15 protein-coding genes are annotated in these 16,323 nt (G+C 41.0%); 9 read left to right on the top strand and 6 right to left on the bottom strand.

Translation table 11 applies throughout. The features are described from left to right. The first annotated feature begins 123 nt into the window (after nt 1-123). From Q4533_RS09440 to Q4533_RS09430, 3 genes are all read left to right on the top strand, one after another. Nucleotides 124-1,389 (top strand): sugar MFS transporter, encoded by a 1,266-nt coding sequence (locus Q4533_RS09440; RefSeq protein WP_303502649.1) that lies wholly within the window; start codon nt 124-126, stop codon nt 1,387-1,389. 161 nt (nt 1,390-1,550) lie between these two features. Continuing rightward, complete coding sequence (locus tag Q4533_RS09435) at nt 1,551-2,768, top strand: RsmB/NOP family class I SAM-dependent RNA methyltransferase (RefSeq protein ID WP_102437376.1); 1,218 nt, start codon at nt 1,551-1,553, stop codon at nt 2,766-2,768. Between the two features lie 250 nt (nt 2,769-3,018). Further along, nucleotides 3,019-5,262, top strand: coding sequence for an EAL domain-containing protein (locus Q4533_RS09430; RefSeq protein ID WP_303502648.1), 2,244 nt, complete (start codon nt 3,019-3,021; stop codon nt 5,260-5,262). Nucleotides 5,263-5,287: 25 nt separating this feature from the next. On the opposite strand, the gene Q4533_RS09425 is transcribed toward Q4533_RS09430, so the two are convergent. Both Q4533_RS09425 and ald read right to left on the bottom strand, forming a co-directional pair. After that, nucleotides 5,288-5,707, bottom strand: a complete 420-nt coding sequence (locus tag Q4533_RS09425; RefSeq protein ID WP_102519571.1) for a secondary thiamine-phosphate synthase enzyme YjbQ — start codon at nt 5,705-5,707, stop codon at nt 5,288-5,290. A gap of 397 nt (nt 5,708-6,104) precedes the next feature. Continuing rightward, nucleotides 6,105-7,220, bottom strand: coding sequence for an alanine dehydrogenase (gene ald, locus Q4533_RS09420; RefSeq protein ID WP_102476645.1), 1,116 nt, complete (start codon nt 7,218-7,220; stop codon nt 6,105-6,107). 178 nt (nt 7,221-7,398) lie between these two features. On the opposite strand from ald, the gene lrp reads away from it, so the two are divergent. The 6 genes from lrp (at nt 7,399) to serS (ending at nt 14,751) form a co-directional block, all read left to right on the top strand. Further along, nucleotides 7,399-7,905, top strand: a complete 507-nt coding sequence (lrp, locus tag Q4533_RS09415) for a leucine-responsive transcriptional regulator Lrp (RefSeq protein WP_076537850.1) — start codon at nt 7,399-7,401, stop codon at nt 7,903-7,905. A 245-nt stretch (nt 7,906-8,150) separates the two neighbouring features. Next, nucleotides 8,151-10,919 carry a DNA translocase FtsK gene (locus tag Q4533_RS09410; RefSeq protein ID WP_303502647.1) on the top strand — a complete coding sequence of 923 codons (2,769 nt, stop codon included), beginning with the start codon at nt 8,151-8,153 and terminating at the stop codon, nt 10,917-10,919. Between the two features lie 174 nt (nt 10,920-11,093). Next, a complete protein-coding gene (lolA, locus tag Q4533_RS09405; protein WP_303413150.1) occupies nt 11,094-11,732 on the top strand; it encodes an outer membrane lipoprotein chaperone LolA in 639 nt (212 codons plus the stop codon). A 6-nt stretch (nt 11,733-11,738) separates the two neighbouring features. Next, nucleotides 11,739-13,070, top strand: coding sequence for a replication-associated recombination protein A (locus Q4533_RS09400; protein WP_303502646.1), 1,332 nt, complete (start codon nt 11,739-11,741; stop codon nt 13,068-13,070). Nucleotide 13,071: 1 nt separating this feature from the next. After that, nucleotides 13,072-13,446, top strand: coding sequence for a fluoride efflux transporter CrcB (crcB, locus tag Q4533_RS09395; protein WP_076537957.1), 375 nt, complete (start codon nt 13,072-13,074; stop codon nt 13,444-13,446). Between the two features lie 18 nt (nt 13,447-13,464). Continuing rightward, entirely contained in the window at nt 13,465-14,751 is a 1,287-nt protein-coding gene (serS, locus tag Q4533_RS09390; protein ID WP_102437391.1) for a serine--tRNA ligase, read from the top strand. 100 nt (nt 14,752-14,851) lie between these two features. On the opposite strand, the gene Q4533_RS09385 is transcribed toward serS, so the two are convergent. The 4 genes from Q4533_RS09385 to tusD are packed head-to-tail and all read right to left on the bottom strand — an operon-like array spanning nt 14,852 to nt 16,253. After that, on the bottom strand, nt 14,852-15,190 hold the full coding sequence (locus Q4533_RS09385; protein ID WP_303502645.1) for a TusE/DsrC/DsvC family sulfur relay protein: 339 nt from the start codon (nt 15,188-15,190) through the stop codon (nt 14,852-14,854). Beyond that, nucleotides 15,184-15,474, bottom strand: coding sequence for a sulfurtransferase complex subunit TusB (gene tusB / locus Q4533_RS09380; RefSeq protein WP_102437395.1), 291 nt, complete (start codon nt 15,472-15,474; stop codon nt 15,184-15,186). The genes Q4533_RS09385 and tusB overlap by 7 nt, the downstream gene beginning before the upstream one ends. Then, nucleotides 15,474-15,830, bottom strand: a complete 357-nt coding sequence (gene tusC, locus Q4533_RS09375) for a sulfurtransferase complex subunit TusC (RefSeq protein ID WP_102437397.1) — start codon at nt 15,828-15,830, stop codon at nt 15,474-15,476. Before tusC ends, tusB begins: the two co-directional genes overlap by 1 nt. 33 nt (nt 15,831-15,863) lie before the next feature. After that, nucleotides 15,864-16,253 (bottom strand): sulfurtransferase complex subunit TusD, encoded by a 390-nt coding sequence (gene tusD, locus Q4533_RS09370; protein WP_303502644.1) that lies wholly within the window; start codon nt 16,251-16,253, stop codon nt 15,864-15,866. Between the last annotated feature and the right edge of the window lie 70 nt (nt 16,254-16,323).

Here is a 16,323-nt window from a genome sequence, read left to right as displayed (position 1 = left end):
ATAAAACAGCAGCTTAATCGGTTGCTGTTTTTATATGTGTTGTAGGTTTTTAATAACAAGATTCAGTTGCCAGTAGACATGCTAGTAATTGGTGATAACAACGATAACAAGAGAGTTCATATTATGGCTTCAGCTATTCCAACGGGTTCAACAACAGTTAGCAGTACTGGCGACGGTAGTTACCGTTTCGCACTAGTATCGTTAACCTCACTATTTTTTATGTGGGGATTCATTACCTGTCTTAATGACATACTAATCCCTCATCTAAAGGCGGTATTTTCATTAAGTTACACTGAAGCCATGCTGATTCAGTTTTGTTTTTTTGGCGCTTATTTCTTAGTGTCATTACCTGCTGGCAGTCTGGTTAAAAAGATTGGTTATCAAAAAGGCATTGTGTCCGGTTTAGTTATTGCTAGTATCGGTTGTGCCTTATTTTACCCTGCTGCAGCATTGGAAACTTACGCGTTATTCTTAGGGGCATTGTTTGTTTTGGCTTCAGGTATCACCATTTTACAAGTAGCCGCTAATCCTTATGTAAATGCACTAGGCTCTGAAGAAACAGCCTCAAGTCGTTTAAACTTAACCCAAGCCTTTAATGCATTAGGCACCACTGTCGCCCCATATTTTGGCGCTGTGTTGATTCTTTCAGTCGCAACGGGTGCCGTCGGTGAGTTAAGCCATGCACAAGCTGAAGCTGACGTGGTAAAAATGCCATATCTATTTTTATCTGCCACGTTAGCAGTTTTAGCTGTGATTTTTTCACAATTAAAGTTGCCTATTATCCAATCTCATACCGCAGTTGAAACAGATGGTAAGGTTACTTACAAAGGTAAAACCAGCGCGTTGCAAAGCATTCACTTAGTATTGGGCGCGGTGGGCATTTTTGTTTATGTTGGCGCTGAAGTATCAATTGGCAGCTTTTTGGTTAACTTTTTAGGTGAAGAGCACATTGTAGGGCTGCAAGAAGCTGATGCAGCAAAATACATTACCTATTACTGGGGCGGGGCGATGATTGGTCGTTTTATTGGTTCAGCGCTTATGCAAAAAATACCTGCAGGCACCATGTTAGCCTTTAATGGTTTAATGGCTGCGACCTTAGTATTAGTTGCTATTAATACCAGTGGTGAAGTGGCCATGTGGGCAATTTTAGCGGTTGGCTTATTTAACTCCATTATGTTCCCAACTATTTTTAGTTTGGCTTTAAGAGACTTAGGCCCACATACTTCGCAAGGCAGTGGCTTTTTATGTTTAGCGATTGTTGGTGGAGCAATCATCCCATTATTACAAGGAGTAATGGCAGATAATATGGGCGTGCAACCTGCCTTTATCCTTCCTGTGGTGTGTTATGCATTTATCATATTTTACGGTGCTAAAGGGTCTAAAATGTAACCTTCAAGCTGACGCTTAATATCAGGCAGCCAATTGGCTGCCTTTTTGTTATTTCACCGTCAAAATTTAGGAATCATTACTTGCTTAAAAGGCGGTTAACTCCTATGATCCATGCGCTTTTTCTGTTTTATCTTATTTCTATAACTCGTTGAGATCCCCCAATGCTAACTTACCCGCTCTCAGGCAGTTCATCTGAACTGGTCATTAATGTGTTAACTATGGTGCTAACTGAAGGTAAACCTTTAGATCGCGCTTATTCACATAACTTTTCAGGTATGCAATATCCACCTGCGGAGCTAGCAAGAATTACTCTCGTTACTGGTGATATTTTGCGTCGTTTGAACCTTTACTGCTATTTGGTTGATATCAAAGCAGAAGATATTGAACGTACCGGTTCTAAATTATTAAACGGCTGGCATTTATTCCACGATCTTGATTTACCAAAGATGGAATATGCATTACAAGTTGATAGCGCACAGTTTGCCGAGCGTCTAGAGGTTGCAAAAGCACAACCGGCTTTGTGGGATGGCTGCCCAGAGTGGCTTGACGAGTTAGGTGCTGCGCAACTGGGTGAAAAATGGCCAGCAGAAAGAGCGGCTTTAGCAACAGCGCCAAAACGCTATATTCGCGCTAACAGCTTAAAAGGCACCCGTGAAGAATTAAAGCAACGGTTAACTAAAGAGTTGGTCGCTACTGTAGAGGTTGAAGGCGTTGAAAGTGCGTTAGAGATACGTTCAGATTCTGCATTATTCAAAACTGAAGCCTTTAAACAAGGCTATTTTGAACAACAAGATGCCGGCTCGCAGCTCGTTGCTGCTGCAGTTGATGCAAAACCAGGTATGCGAGTTGTTGATGCTTGCGCCGGCGCTGGTGGTAAAACTTTGCACATTGCCGCACAAATGCAAGGTAAAGGTCGTTTACTTGCTATGGATGTTGAGCAATGGAAACTTGATAACCTCAAAATTAGAGCAAGAAGAGCAGGCGCGCATAATGTTGAAACCCGCATTATCGCTAGCAGCAAAACCATTAAACGGATGAAGTTGACTGCTGACAGAGTCCTACTCGATGTACCTTGTTCAGGTTTAGGGGTGTTAAAACGTAACCCAGATTCTAAATGGCGTGACACGCCAGAAAGATTACCGGTATTAATTGAGCTACAAAAAGACATTTTGCAAAGCTATAGCCGAATGGTAAAAGTGGGCGGAATATTAGTCTACGCTACCTGTTCAATCATGCCTGATGAAAACAGAAATCAAGTTGATGCCTTTTTAGCTGCAAACCCACATTTTACATTATTAGATGATGAATTAATCTTGGTTGCTGAGCATGGTTTTGATGGTTTTTATTTAGCAAGAATGGAACGCATAAGCGAAGTGTAAATTCATTGTTTTAAAATAAAATCATACCGAATAAAAACAGTGCAGTTAGATAACTTCACTGTTTTTTTATGCCTGCGATATATAGCCAATAAATGTAGCATTGCTTTAGTGATAAATGTTAGTGACTAGTCGAAGAGATTCATAATAAACAGATAGTTACTCGCTTAGTGTTGCAATTAACCTTAAGAGTGAATAATCTGCATTAACCGTAAGTAATAAAGTCAGATGGTTTATTCTCAAAAGGAATTTTATGGATAGCGGGCAAACTTTTGCATCACAATCAACAAACTATGATGTGTTAACAACATGTGCTTCTAATAATGACCGTTATAGCCAAATTCTTACCATGCTCTTAGCGGGTTCCCCATTACGAGAAATTCTCCATTCATTAGTCTTATCAATCGAAGCGCAAAAGATTGGCACCAGAGCGTCAGTGCTATTAATGAGCAATGACAAGAAAAGGTTGTTAACCGGAGCGGCCCCCAGTTTACCGGAACAATATAACCAAGCTATTAATGGCATTGAAATTGGGCCGATAGTCGGTTCATGCGGCGCTGCAGCAGCCACCGGCGAAAGAGTTATTGTTGAAGATATCGCCACTCACCCGAATTGGGCACCTTATAAAGAATTGCCGTTAAAGGCAGGGCTAAAAGCTTGCTGGTCAGAACCCATTATCGACTCTACTGGCAACGTATTGGGCACTTTTGCCATGTATTACGATACCCAAAAGTCACCATCAGCATTGGATCTAGAACTGATTCAAGAAGCCGCTCGATTGGCAAGTCTTGCCATTGAACGAAGCCAAGGACTACACCTACAAACACTCACCAGTAAAATATTCAGTAAACTGCCTATGGGCTTATTGATCGTTAACGAAAACAATACCATTTTGTTTATTAACCCTGAGTTTAAAAGTATCTGTGGCGATATTACTGTTGACTCAGAGAGCTTTGAACCAAAGCGCTTTTTCGAACATTCTCAGCAAGAAAATATCACGTCTTTAATGAAAAACCTTGCTATCGGTAAAACTTGGCAAGGTGAGTTAACAGGCCGCAAACGTAATGGCAAGACCTTTGATGCTGAAGTAACGGTAACCTCATTTAGGGATTACCATGGTGAACAAAATTGTTTTTCTTGGTTAATTGCTGATATCAGTGAACACAAAGATGCCAGCAAGCTTATCCATTTTCAGGCTAATAATGATGCATTAACCCGCTTGGCCAATCGTCGTTATTTTGTTGAGAAAATCTATGATTATGTTTGGCAGCAAGAGCGCAGCAAGCAAACTGGGGTAGGTTGCTCAATCATATTGATGGATATTGATAATTTTAAACTGATAAATGACAGCTTAGGTCATGAGTGTGGTGATCGATTATTAATTGAGGTAACCAAAAGATTAGCCCCGCTGTTTCCTGATATGTGCACTTTTGCCCGAATAGCAGGTGATGAATTTGGCGTGTTCATACAAGGTAAAGTGTCTGCAGACGAACTCATTGAACTTGCCAAACAAATCAATCAAGTTGTAAGCGCTGTTTTTTGGCTTGATCGTAAAGCTATCCAAACTTCTATGAGTATTGGTATCTCACGTTATCCTGAAGATTCTACTGAGGTTGATGCTTTAATTAATTGCGCCAGCCAAGCAATGCATAATGCTAAGCTTAAAGGCCGAAATGGTTATCAATTTTTTGATCAAAGCATGCAGAAAAATGCAGAAAGAACCGCTTTTTTAAACATGGAATTAAACAAAGCCTTAAGTCATGATGCTTTTGAACTGTATTTTCAGCCCATTTTGTCGGCTAAATCGACGCATGTTGATAGCGCTGAAGTGTTACTTCGTTGGCCGCTTAATGGTGAGTTCATTTCGCCAGAAGAATTTATACCTATTGCTGAACAATCAGGGCTGATTGTCCCAATCGGTAAATGGATTAGGCGACAAGCGCTAGATTTAATTTATGACTATTGGCAACAAGGACGTGCGATTAGTTTGTCAGTAAATGTCTCTACTAGTGAATTTATCACTGCAGAGTTACAACAACAATTCATTAGCTTTTTTGAAGAGTATCTGCTGGAAAAATCCATAGCAAACTTTCCATTTCATTTATTAACCATAGAAATAACTGAGTCAGTAATGATGGAGCAGCATGAGAAGGTTGAACAGCTGCTGAGTCGATTAAGAAATTGGGGCATCAAAATTTCAGTGGATGATTTTGGTACCGGCTATTCTTCTCTATCCTATTTAGCTAACTTTCCGGTAGATCAAATCAAAATCGATAAAAGTTTTATTCAAAAAATTGAGCAGGGTCCTAGACATATGGCGCTAGTGGAAGCAATTACGACCATGAGCCATGCACTTGATTTATCAGTCACTGCAGAAGGTGTTGAAACCCAAGCACAGCTGGATTTTGTTAAGCAAAACAATGTTGATGCTATTCAAGGCTACTATTTCTATAAGCCTTTGCCTAAACAGGCGATCATCGAATTACTCGCACAATAAATTCAGCAATAGTAATACAGTAAAACTACTCTCCTTGTATTGTGACAAGTAGTTTTCTGCTGCCGCCATGATTGCGATGTTCACCTAAATACAGCCCTTGCCACATTCCTAATGCTAATTGACCATGGGTGATGGGTAGGGTTAATTCACAGCCCAGTAAACTTGATTTTAAATGGGCTGGCATATCGTCACTGCCTTCATAAGTGTGGATGTAATATGGTTCATTCTCTGGCGCCACATTATTAAAGTATGCTTCAAAGTCTTGCCGAACAGTTGGATCTGCATTTTCGTTTACAGTAATGGAAGCTGAGGTGTGTTGCAGCAATATGTGCACTAAGCCAATATCAAACCTTGCTAATTCGGGTAATTGAGTTAATACCTCTTCAGTAATTAAATGAAAGCCACGAGCTTTTGGCTTTAATGATATTTGTTTTTGGTACCACATATAAGTCTGCTTTTAATCGCTATTTTGATGATGAATTGTAGTGAATTTCAGCGATTTGACCAACAGTAGAAAGCACTAATTTTAAACATTGTAGTAGGATAATGAACTGTAAGCATAAAGTATGACTAAAATGACTCATATTAGCCATTGTAATTACTGTAACCCTTGCTGAGTGTTGGCTTGAGGTGCTCACTGGTTTTAATTAATAAACGCTAACTAAAATTGCGCATTTTATTAAGTTAGCAAAGTGCTTGCTCAGTGGTGCTGATAAAGTGAACGATTCTGGATGGATATTGCTTGTAAACAGCTTAAGATACAAATTGTTGCATAATTGTTTAATCCATAAAAAAAGCTGCTCATTGAGCAGCTTTTTAGTACTTAAACCATCAGATATTGATTAGTTTAGCAGGCTTGTTGGCTCGGTAAACTCAAGTGCTAATGCTTCAGCAACTTCTTTACAAACAAGCTTTCCGTGGATGACATTTAAGCCATTTAGTAGGTGCTTATCTTGAAGCAATGCAGACTTATAACCTAAGTTTGCAAGCTTAATAATGTAAGGCAGCGTGGCATTGTTTAATGCAAAAGTAGAGGTGCGAGCCACAGCGCCAGGCATGTTTGCAACACAATAATGAACTACATCATCAACGATATAAGTTGGTTCTTGGTGAGTGGTTGCATGAGATGTTTCAACACAACCACCTTGGTCAATTGCGACATCAACAATTGCGCTGCCAGGCTTCATACGGCTAATCATATCGCGGGTCACAAGTTTTGGCGCAGCAGCGCCAGGAACCAGTACACCACCAATGACTAAGTCTGCTTCTAATACGTGGCGTTCAATGGCATCAGCAGTAGAGTAAATGGCTTTAACTGCAGAACCAAATTGTACATTTAAACGACGTAGAGCATCGATGCTACGATCAAGCACAACCACGTCAGCGCCCATGCCTACAGCCATTTGTGCAGCATTAGTACCGACCATGCCGCCGCCAATAATAACTACTTTGGCTGGTTCAACACCTGGAACACCGCCCAGTAACATACCGCGGCCGCCTAGTGATTTTTCAAGTGCACGCGCGCCTGCTTGAATCGACATACGCCCAGCAACTTCTGACATTGGCGCTAATAAAGGAAGGCCACCACGGTCATCTGTTACGGTTTCATAGGCGATACAAACAGCCTTACTTTTTATCAAATCTTCAGTCTGTGGTAAGTCTGGTGCAAGGTGTAAATAAGTGAATAGAATTTGGTCTTCACGCAGCATGGCGCGCTCAATAGCTTGTGGCTCTTTAACCTTCACTATCATATCTGATTGAGCAAACACTTCAGCTGCGGTTGCTAAGATTTCTGCACCGGCATCAATATAATCTTGGTTAGTAAATCCAATGCCAATACCTGCATCTGATTGAACAAATACATCATGACCTTTAATTGTTAATTCACGAACGCTTGAAGGAACCATACCAACACGGTATTCATGGTTTTTGATTTCAGTAGGGATACCAATAATCATTTTGAGCCTCTAATTGATTTTTACTCGTTTTTACGAGCCAGTAGTTATTATATTCGATGACCTGAACGTGCTTATTTCAGGGAAGTCTAGTATAGTGCCCCTGACGCAGTTTATGCTGCTAAACTTTACACATTAAAAGATGAATATGTTGTTTTTGTGCTAAAGCAAGGTTAATAATATGGCAAATAATAAGAAAAATTCTGTGAAAGATTTAGATCGGATTGACCGTAATATCCTCAACGAACTTCAGATTGATGGTCGCATATCAAATGTGGAGTTATCTAAGCGTGTTGGCCTGAGTCCAACACCATGTTTAGAACGAGTTAAACGTCTTGAGAAACAAGGATACATTAATGGCTACACTGCATTAGTGAATCCTCATTACTTAGGTGCATCGTTACTTGTGTTCGTGGAAATCACCTTAACTAGAGATACCCCTGATATATTTGAACGTTTTAATAAAGCTGTTCAGTTGCTTGACGATATTCAAGAGTGTCATTTGGTTTCTGGTGATTTTGACTATCTATTGAAAACTCGAGTTTCAGATATGTCCGCATATCGTCGTTTACTCGGTGAAACATTACTTAAGCTACCATCAGTTTCTGATACTCGTACTTATGTGGTTATGGAAGAAGTTAAGCAAACTAATAAAGTGGCATTAAATTTATTAGCTGATACTTACTAAATTTTATAACTTTCAAAAAATAAAGGGCATTGCCCTTTATTTTTTTGCCTAAAATTTAATAAAAGTAGCTAAATTAGTCGCAATAATAACCAACTAAAGCTTGAATAAAAAAATTTAACTTCATCTGCCATCTATCTGAAAACATTCAGTTGAGCTTGGCATCCGCGCGTTGCATAATCACTGCATACATATTGATATTCTGTTATTGTTATCATTCTTTTTAATTCTTATTTGGGTGTTTTCGTTTGTCTCAGGGAAATAGTCTTCAAACACTTAGCGGCCTTCAACGTCTTTTGGAAGGTGGGTTGATCATTTGTTGTATGACAGCAACATATATTCTTATTGCGCTTAGCAGCTTTGATCCTAATGATCCCGGCTGGAGCCAGTCGCATTTTCAAGGAGAAATTAGTAATCTAACTGGCGCAGTTGGCGCCTGGACTGCAGATGTTTTATTTTATTTCTTCGGCTTTATTGCTTACCTCATTCCTATCATCATCGCGGCCTCCGGCTGGTTTATCTTTAATCGCACCCACAGATTATTCGAAATCGATTACTTTTCTGTTGGTTTAAGGATTATTGGTTTTTTACTCGTCGTGTTTGCACTAGCCGCATTAGCCAGTATGAATGCTGATGATATGTATGTGTTTTCAGCAGGTGGGGTAGCAGGGGATGTGATCAGCCAAGCAATGATGCCTTACTTTAATAACCTTGGAACAACTTTATTACTGCTATGTTTTATCGGCGCAGGCTTTACTTTAACTACCGGTATAAGCTGGCTAACCGTTATTGAAAGTACAGGTCTAGCCACTATTTGGTGTGTTAAAAAGATCATTAGTATCCCAAGTTATTTATCAGCTAGTAACGAAACCGAAGATACCCGCGGCTTTATGTCTGTCGTTGATAAATTTAAACAGGACCGTGGTGACGATGCTGGCAACGTAAAGCATGACAAAGCTGAGCTTGATGCTGCAGCAATTGATCTCACTAGTATGCCGCATAATGAGGCTGAAGTTACTGCAGCAATAGAAACTGATGAATTAGAAGAAAAACCCACTCTTTTCAGCCGTATTAAATCGAAAGTGAAACCCAGTCGCGACAAAGAAGAAACTAATTTGGCAGGTGACTTAGAGCAAGATGTAGAGCCAAGCTTTGGCGCTGAAATAGACCATGAGGCTAAATTAACGCCACATAATGGTAGACTTGAACCCAAATTAAACGCCAGCAATGATCACCAAGACGATGATAATTTAACCCCAGCTTGGATCGCATCAGGGGATGCCCCCGCAGCTGATTTCACACAAGCGAATCATCATTTAAGTGAACAGTCTGAGGCTCATGTTAGTCATAGCGACTCGTTAGGTGAAGCATTCAGTCAAGCTAATAGCACAGGTGCAACAGCGACCTCGCAGCCAAACCCTGCCGCTACAAAAGCTGTTGAGCAAGCGCGTATTGTTGAAGGAATTGTGGTGCTGCCAGGCCAAGAACCCCAAATAGTTTATGGCCAAACTAAAGTTGAAATGCCGCCATTGCCAAGTATCACCTTATTAGATGTACCTGATAGAAAAGAAAACCCAATTACCAAAGAAGAACTAGATATTGTCGCGAGGTTGGTTGAAACTAAGCTGGCTGACTTTAATATTGTCGCTAATGTTGTTGGGGTATTCCCAGGCCCTGTGGTGACTCGATTTGAACTTGAATTAGCCCCTGGTGTCAAAGCCTCAAAAATCACTAATTTGTCGAAAGATTTAGCCCGTTCATTGTTAGCAGAAAGTGTCCGCGTTGTTGAGGTTATTCCAGGTAAAGCCTTTGTGGGTCTTGAATTGCCTAATAAATTCCGTGAAACGGTATTTATGCGCGATGTTTTAGACTCTAAAACCTTTGAAGAAAGTAAATCTGATTTATCCATGGTGCTGGGACAAGATATTGCTGGCGATCCCGTGGTGGTTGATTTAGGTAAAATGCCGCATTTATTAGTTGCCGGTACTACAGGTTCGGGTAAGTCAGTTGGCGTCAACGTGATGATCACCAGTATCTTGTATAAGTCTGGTCCTGATGATGTGCGCTTTATCATGATTGATCCGAAAATGTTGGAGCTTTCCGTATATGGCGGTATTCCACATTTGTTATGTGAAGTCGTCACCGATATGAAAGAAGCGGCTAATGCACTACGTTGGTGTGTTGGTGAAATGGAGCGACGTTACAAGTTAATGTCAGCGCTTGGCGTACGTAATTTAAAAGGTTATAACGCTAAAATTAAATCAGCCATAGAAGCAGGTGAACCGATAGTTGACCCATTATGGAAGTCATCTGAAAGTATGGATGAACAGGCCCCTGAGTTAGAAAAATTACCCTCTATTGTGGTAGTGGTCGATGAATTTGCTGACATGATTATGATTGTCGGTAAAAAGGTTGAAGAGCTGATTGCCCGTATTGCTCAAAAGGCCCGTGCAGCGGGTATACACTTAATCTTAGCCACCCAAAGACCTTCAGTGGATGTCATTACTGGTTTGATTAAAGCAAACGTGCCAACACGTATCGCTTTTCAAGTGTCATCAAGAATTGACTCTAGAACCATTTTAGATCAGCAAGGCGCAGAAACACTACTCGGTATGGGTGATATGCTGTACTTGCCACCAGGTACCAGCGTACCTATTCGTGTCCATGGTGCTTTCATTGACGATCATGAAGTCCATAAAGTCGTTGCAGACTGGCATGCTCGTGGTAAGCCACGTTATATTGAAGAAATCCTTAATGGCGTCAGTGAAGGTGAGCAAGTATTGCTGCCTGGTGAAGCTGCAGAATCTGATGATGATACTGATCAGTTATATGATGAAGCGGTTGCGTTTGTCACTGAAACCCGCAGAGGTTCAATTTCAAGTGTGCAGCGTAAGTTTAAAATTGGTTATAACCGCGCGGCGCGGATTATCGAAATGATGGAAACCCAGGGGATTGTCAGTACACAAGGTCATAATGGTAATCGTGAGGTTTTAGCTCCTCCGCCACCGAGAAACTAACCTCGGACCGAACATAACAATCACTGCGCTTATAGCCAGTTTGGCCAAATAAACCGTTATAATGAAGCCATTAATAATCAACCTTATAAAGAAAAAGCCTTAGTGACAAAAAGCATAGCCACTAGCCTTAAAAGTTTATCGCTAAGAATTAGCAATACAGTATTAGGAATTTATATGAACAAGCGTTTTGCTGTTGTTACAGCCTTAGCATTATTATTGTCAGGCAACGCGTTAGCTGATGAATCAGCGCAATTGCGTGATCGCTTAGCCAAAGCCGATTCATTAAAAGCTGATTTTACCCAGCAAGTTACCGATATAAACAATAAAGTCATTCAGTCAGGTAAAGGGGTATTTGCCCTTGCTTATCCAAACAAATTTTACTGGCATTTAACTGAGCCTGATGAGTCGCTCATTGTGGCTGACGGTAAAGATTTATGGATTTATAACCCTTTTGCTGAAGAAGTTTCAGTCATGGATTTTGCCGATGCTATTGACGCATCTCCAATGGCTTTGTTAGTTCATCGCGATGAAACAACTTGGTCTCAGTATCGTGTTGAGCAAATTCAGCCAGAGTCAGCTAAAGCCTGTTATTCCATTAAGCCCAAAGCGGATGATTCAAGTGTGGTGACTGTCACTGTGTGTTTCAATGAGGCAGAGCTTACTGATTTTAATTTGTTAGATGAGCAAGGCAATTACAGTCAGTTCACGTTAACAAATCAAACCAAGGTTGCGGCAGACGAAAACGGCTTATTTGAATTTACCGTACCGGCAAACGTTGATATTGACGATCAACGTTCAAGCCTAGCTCAGTAGGTTATAGTGTCTACTTTAGGTTTCGATTTTGCCCCAGACTTTCGTCCTTTAGCCGCAAGAATGCGCCCAAGGGAGATAAGTGAGTATGTAGGGCAGCAGCATTTACTCGGTAAAGGGCAACCACTGCGCCAAGCACTTGAGGCCAATCGAGCTCACTCTATGTTGTTATGGGGCCCTCCTGGCACAGGTAAAACCACCTTAGCTGAATTGGTGGCGCATTATGCCAATGCCCATGTAGAGCGCATTTCGGCGGTTACCTCAGGGGTTAAAGAAATTCGCGCCGCCATTGAGCAAGCTAAAGCGGTAGCTCAAAGCCGTGGTCAGCGTACATTATTGTTTGTGGACGAAGTCCATAGATTTAATAAAAGCCAACAAGATGCGTTTTTACCTTTTATCGAAGACGGTACTGTTATTTTTGTTGGCGCGACCACTGAAAACCCATCTTTTGAGCTCAATAACGCCTTATTGTCTCGTGCCAGAGTTTATTTAATCAATCGCTTAGATAGCGATGATATTGCCGCGATTATCAATCAAGCATTAATGGATACTGAGCGTGGTTTTGGTAAACGTGGTTTTACTATTCCTGAAACAGTAATGCAGCAGTTAGCTTCAATTAGTGATGGTGATGCGCGCAAAGCATTAAATTTACTCGAGTTAATGAGTGACTTGGTTGCTGATAACGGTGAATTTACTCAAGAGATGCTGACGCAAGTCGCTGGGCATCAAATGGCCGCTTATGATAAAAATGGCGATCAATTTTATGATTTGATTTCTGCGGTGCATAAGTCCGTGAGAGGCTCAGCTCCTGATGCTGCTTTGTATTGGTATTGTCGAATACTTGAAGGCGGCGGCGATCCTCTCTATGTAGCACGTAGACTATTAGCCATTGCCTCTGAAGATGTGGGGAACGCCGATCCTACTGCAATGAATATTGCGCTTAATGCTTGGGATTGTTATCACCGCGTTGGTCCTGCTGAAGGTGAGCGTGCTATCGCCCAAGCGATTGTTTACTTGGCCAGTGCGCCAAAAAGTAATGCGGTTTACACCGCCTTTAAAGCAGCAAGAATGCTTGCAAGCGAAACAGGGCATGAATCAGTGCCAGATCACTTACGTAACGCACCGACTCAATTGATGAAAAATATGGGTTTAGGGGCAGGGTATCGCTATGCTCATGATGAAGCTGGTGCCTATGCAAATGGGGAAAATTACTTCCCTGAGTCAATAAAAGATAGCCAATTGTATTATCCAACTGAGCGCGGCTTTGAAAAAAGAATCAAAGACAAACTTGCCCATTTAGCAGAACTAGACCGAACCAGTGAGGTAAAGCGCTATGATTAGCATGAGCAATATCATGTTTGTGGCCCTTGGTGGTTCAATTGGGGCTGTTTTTCGTTATCTAATCTCAATTTTCATGCTTCAGCTATTTGGAAGCAGTTTCCCTTTTGGTACACTGTTGGTAAATGTATTGGGATCATTTTTGATGGGTGTGGTTTATGCCATTGGTCAAGCCAGCCAGTTAAGTCCTGAATTAAAAGCCATGATAGGTGTTGGATTGTTAGGCGCCTTAACGACTTTTTCTACTTTTTCCAATGAAACATTATTGCTAATGCAAGAAGGTCTTTTTGCAAAAGCTATTCTCAACGTGTTGTTGAACGTTGTACTGTGTATTTTCATGGTATATGTCGGTCAGCAGCTAGTTTTTTCTCGCATTTAACTATTAAGAATATAAAACATGTTAGATCCAAAATTTTTGCGTAACGAACTTGAAGTCACCGCTGAGCTGTTAGCTAAGCGTGGGTTTATCCTTGATATTAGCCGCCTTACCGCTTTAGAAGAAAAGCGTAAGTCGCTACAAGTGGCCACAGAAGAATTGCAAGCATCCCGAAATGCAATTTCTAAGTCCATTGGTCAAGCAAAGGGTCGTGGTGAAGATGTCAGTGAAATCATGGCTAAAGTAGGGGACTTAGGTGCTCAACTGGATGCGAAAAAATCTGAACTAGCTGAATTGTTAGCTGAGTTAAATGCTATTGCTATGAGCATGCCTAACTTACCAGATGACGCAGTACCAGCCGGTGCTGACGAAAATGATAACGTTGAAGTCCGCACTTGGGGCGAGCCAACTACATTTGATTTCGAAGTAAAAGATCATGTGAAACTGGGTGAAGATCTAGATGGGTTAGATTTTAAAAACGCCGTTAAAATCACCGGTTCTCGCTTTGTGGTAATGAAAGGCCAAATCGCACGCCTAAACCGCGCTGTGGGTCAGTACATGTTAGATCTACATACTGAAAATCACGGTTATTCAGAAATGTATGTGCCATTACTGGTTAACGAAGAAAGCTTATTAGGCACAGGTCAGCTACCTAAGTTTGGTGAAGATTTGTTCCACACTAAACCGGCCACTGAAGAAGGCCAAGGCTTAAGCTTGATTCCAACTGCTGAAGTACCTTTGACCAATGTAGTACGTGACACTATCGTTGAAGAAGCTGATTTACCACTTAAAATGACGGCATTAACGTCTTGTTTCCGAAGTGAAGCGGGCTCTTACGGCCGTGATACTCGTGGTCTAATTCGTCAGCATCAGTTTGATAAAGTTGAACTTGTTCAAATTGTTAAACCTGAAGATTCAATGAATGCGTTAGAAGAGCTAACAGGTCATGCTGAGAAAGTACTAGAAGGGCTAGGCCTTCCATATCGTACTGTGATTTTATGTACTGGCGACATGGGTTTTGGCGCTTCGAAAACTTACGATATTGAAGTGTGGTTACCTGCGCAAAACACCTACCGCGAAATCTCTTCTTGTTCAAACATGAAAGATTTCCAAGCACGTCGTATGCAAGCACGCTACCGTGGTGTTAATGACAAGAAACCAACTTTGGTTCATACCTTAAACGGTTCAGGCCTTGCTGTTGGTCGTACAGTAGTTGCTATCCTTGAAAACTACCAAAATGCAGATGGCTCTATTACCGTGCCTGACGTATTACGTCCGTATATGCGCGGCCTAGAAAAAATAGGCTAAGTCTTCGCTAGCGTTAAGGCGTTATCTGAGCCTAAAAAAAACCAAACATCATGTTTGGTTTTTTTGTGCCGTAAATTTAGCAGGTCTGGTTACATGATAGTTAAAGGCACTTAGCAGGTTTTGGTAAGCCTGCGATTTTAGTCGCCTGTTTAGCTGGGCCCACAGGAAAGAGGGTATAAAGGTATTTTGAATTACCTTTATCAGGCCCTAACGTATGACCTATGGCTTTCACTAGCACGCGGATAGCAGGGCTTGTCTTGTATTCAAGATAAAAGTTACGCACAAAATTAACCACTTCCCAATGTTGCTCGGTTAATACGATATCTTCACCTGCAGCCAAAATAATTGCCATATCAGGTTGCCAATCAGCAACGTTTTTTAAATAACCTTGAGCATCAACTTCTATTTGTTGCCCATTAAATTCAATTGAATTTACCAAGTAATCACCTTCGTGTGTTTCAATGTAGCCAGTACAAACTGGTCATAATCAATAATTGAGATATTAGCGCTGCTAGGTAAAAGTGCTGTTAAGCCTCGAGCTTGTATATCTTCAGATAATATATAAATCTGTATATCTAGCAATTTTTGCTGCCAATGGCTTTGTAATAAGCAATTAATCGCATCGTCAGCAAGGATGATACTGTCTTCACTAGCGATATAACGTAAGCAGCAATTTAGCGCGTTGTCAGTGGTGGCTGAGGTTTGAATGTGATGTAAAATCATTAGTAAACCACCACTTCATCACTTTGCGCTAATAATTGCTTAATGGCATTGCTATCAGCTAATTGCGCCTCAAAATTAAACTTGTCTTCAGTGATGCCAAATTGTTTTGCTGACTGCTCACACACTAAAACGGTTTCAATATCATAAATATTAAGAGCTTTAAACGTCGATAGGTAATCTTTACTGCCGACTAATTCTGGCTGCTGATCTGCTAGCAGGTGCAGCACAGCTTCATCAGTAAAAACCACGCTAACTTGTTGCTCAAAACTGGCACTGAGTAACGCAAAGTCTAAGCCTTCACGGCTGGAACTATTGCCCAATGGGCTTTGTCTGAAAATAACGCAAATTTGCTTCATGTGGTTATCCTGCACAGTGATTTAAAATCAGCATTAAAAGCACACTAATCGATCTGATGTTTCAATACCTGTGACCAGCTCACCTAAACCACCCATTTCAAATGGCGCGCTAGAATTGAACTGTGCTTTAGTGTTTTCGGTGGCATCTTGCTGTGACAACACACCGCGTCGCAGCGCTGCTGACACACAATTTATCAACTGAATATTGTGTTCAATTGCCAATTTTTTCCATGCTTGGTGCAAGTCATGTTCATCAGAGGCAGGACAGATTAATTGGCTACTATTAGTCACGCCGTCTTGATAAAAGAAAATACGCGTAACTTGATGGCCTAATGACAATACACTTGTCGTAAAGCGCAGCGCTCTAAAGCTCGCAGTTGAGCCATAAACTGTGCCATTAACTTGGATAATAAATTTATTCATAACAATAAAAAATGGCTCCTAATAAGGGAGCCATTTTAGCGTAGTAAACCGATTAATCACAAGGTTAGAA

Source organism: Shewanella sp. 6_MG-2023 (genome assembly GCF_030547195.1).
GTDB lineage: Bacteria > Pseudomonadota > Gammaproteobacteria > Enterobacterales > Shewanellaceae > Shewanella.
Note: the sequence above shows the minus strand (reverse complement) of the source record. Positions and strands in the feature narration are given on the sequence as shown.